This window comes from Ferruginibacter sp. (assembly GCF_031430955.1).
Lineage (GTDB): Bacteria > Bacteroidota > Bacteroidia > Chitinophagales > Chitinophagaceae > Ferruginibacter.
In genome coordinates this window covers 1-2,484 of sequence record NZ_JANPCM010000434.1, presented here as the reverse complement: position 1 = coordinate 2,484, position 2,484 = coordinate 1, and the positions used below count along the sequence as shown (strand labels likewise).

At 37.4% G+C, this 2,484-nt stretch carries 3 protein-coding genes; 1 reads left to right on the top strand and 2 read right to left on the bottom strand.

All coding sequences use genetic code 11. The features are described 5' to 3' along the window. Positions 1-86: 86 nt before the first annotated feature. Together ACY65O_RS12055 and ACY65O_RS12050 are read right to left on the bottom strand one after the other, a co-directional pair. Complete coding sequence (locus ACY65O_RS12055) at positions 87-1,334, bottom strand: CinA family nicotinamide mononucleotide deamidase-related protein (protein WP_462221103.1); 1,248 nt, start codon at positions 1,332-1,334, stop codon at positions 87-89. A 21-nt stretch (positions 1,335-1,355) separates the two neighbouring features. Beyond that, positions 1,356-1,943, bottom strand: a complete 588-nt coding sequence (locus tag ACY65O_RS12050; protein WP_462221102.1) for a Uma2 family endonuclease — start codon at positions 1,941-1,943, stop codon at positions 1,356-1,358. A gap of 47 nt (positions 1,944-1,990) precedes the next feature. Here ACY65O_RS12050 and ACY65O_RS12045 point away from each other — a divergent pair. After that, positions 1,991-2,484, top strand: a 494-nt coding sequence (locus tag ACY65O_RS12045; protein ID WP_462221101.1) for a D-alanyl-D-alanine carboxypeptidase, incomplete at its 3' end; no start/stop codon positions are given.

Sequence of the window (2,484 nt, the reverse complement as noted above, 5' to 3'; positions counted from 1 at the left end):
ATTTACACAGATAAATGCAGAATATGCTTAAAGAAAATATTGAGATTAATGACAATAAAATCCGTGTTAATCTGTGCAATCTGTGGCTATGTATTTTGCAGGATAAACTGCCGCAATAAATTTAATGCTGTGACGGCGGTTAACTGTATATTTCGTGCCCTGTCGAAACGGAAAAAAACTTTTTGTGCTGCAATTTTTTCTTTGCTGCCCACAGCTATCCATGCCGTGCCCACAGGTTTTTCGGGCAGGCCGCCGCCAGGACCCATAATGCCGCTTACTGCAATTACATAATTTGATTTAATATTTTGCAAAGCGCCTTTGGCCATTTCGGTTACCACTTCTTCACTCACAGCACCTTTGGTTAATAAAGTTTGATGATTAACATTTAACAGATCTTCTTTAGCACCATAGGAATAACTTACCACGCTGCCATCATAAAATTCTGAAGAACCGGGGATGGAAGTGAGCAGGTGTGCAATGTAACCACCGGTGCAACTTTCCGCAGTGCACATGGTTTTATTTTTTTGTAATAATAATTTGCCCACTACTCTTTCCATGGGTTCATCAACATTGGTTACTAAATAATCTTTTACCAATAATTGCAGTTGGGTAAATTGTATTTCAATATCTTTTTCAATTTGTATTTTATCAAAACCCGAACTGGTTAAACGCAACCGCACCATGCCATAATTAGGCAGGTAAGCTAATTTAATTTGCGGAGGTAAGGCTTCTTCAAAATCTTGTATCAGGTCGGCTAAAAAACTTTCGCCCACACCGGCGGTAAATAAAGTGCGGTGTATAATTACAGGTAATTTAAATTGTTTGGTAAGATGTGGAATTACATCATCTTCCATCATGCCTTTCATTTCGTGCGGTACGCCGGGCATGCTTACAAAAATTTTGCCATCTTTATTGAAGAACATTCCGGGTGCGGTGCCTCTTTTGTTTTGAATTGCGGTGCATACATCGGGTACTTCGGCCTGCAGTAAGTTTCTTTCAATCATGGGCCGTTTAAGTTTTGTAAAAATGTTAATGACATTTTGTTTGGCACCTTCATCCACCACTAATTTGCCGCCAAAATATTTACACAATAACGGTTTGGTAATATCATCGGCTGTTGGGCCAAGCCCGCCCGTTATTAAAATTATTTGGGCATGTTTGCTTTCTTCGTCCAGTGCATTCCAAATTTCGTCCCATACATCGCCTACTGCCACACGCCTTACCACACGTATGCCGGCTTTGTTTAATTCCTGCGCCATCCAGGCGCTGTTGGTATCTATTACCTGGCCTATTAAAAGTTCGTCGCCAATGGTGATTATGGTTGCTTGTATCATGTAATAAGGGGAGTAATAAAATTAAAAAGTTAGATCCAGGTAAATATCTTTAAGTGAAATGGAAATGTTTACTGCAGAGATTATCAGGTTGTCTTCCTGGGAGTAATAGTCCATGAGTTGCCATGTATTATTGTTGCTTCTGAAGTATCTTTCAATATGCGTTTTTTGGGAGTCTATTAAAATATATTCTTGCAAAGTATCAATATCTCTGTACAATGAAAATTTTTCAAGCCTGTCGTAATTACGGGTTGATCTGGAAAATATTTCAATAATTGTACTTGGATTGGTGGCTGTATCAAATGTGTCATCAGTAAGTTTCATTTCACCACAAATAATACTTATGTCAGGGTAAGTGTATAATGTGTTTTTAGGGATGTGAATTCTTAAATCGCTGCCATAGGGTTTACAGCCTTTGCCTTTTAATTTATGTGCAATTTCTCCAAATAAATTTGAAAATATTTCATTGTATTTTGCCGAAGCACCACTCCTGGCAAAAACTTCACCCTGGTAATATTCATTCTTTTCCGCAGCCGTTCTTTCTGCCATTAAATATTCTTCTGCAGCAATATAATTATATTTTGGAATTGGCTCCTCTATTATATTTTCCATACTTCAAATTTAAATCTTTTAGCTTTGAGAAATAAATTTATTTGCCCATGAAATGGATAGTAATAACATTGCTGAGTTGTATTTGTTCAGTTGCAGTTGCACAAAAAATTGATGCTTCATTAGCTGCCGCAATAACTAACATGGAAAAGGATGTACAATTTACACATGCGATACTGAGCTTGTATGTGGTAGATACAAAAACCGGCAAAATAGTTTTTGATAAAAATGCGCAGGTTGGTTTGGCACCTGCAAGTTGCCAAAAAGTGGTAACGAGTGTGAGTGCGTTTGAGATGCTGGGGAAGGATTACAAGTATAAGACTTCTTTTCTTTACGGTAAAGAATTGCATCTGTACGACCTAAACCATATTCTTATTCTTGGGAGTGGAGACCCTACACTAGGAAGCTGGCGATACAAAAGCACTATTGATACTTTTATTTTTTCAAAAATTTATAATCAACTTAAAAAATTAGGTATCGCAAAAATAGGAGGTATACTTATATTGAATTTCCTGAGTGATAACAACCCGGTACCTGATGGGTA

Excerpts from the sequence above, each read along its gene's own strand:
- ACY65O_RS12055 (WP_462221103.1), bottom strand. The coding sequence starts at position 1,334 with ATGATACAAGCAACCATAATCACCATTGGCGACGAACTTTTAATAGGC.
- ACY65O_RS12050 (WP_462221102.1), bottom strand. The coding sequence starts at position 1,943 with ATGGAAAATATAATAGAGGAGCCAATTCCAAAATATAATTATATTGCT.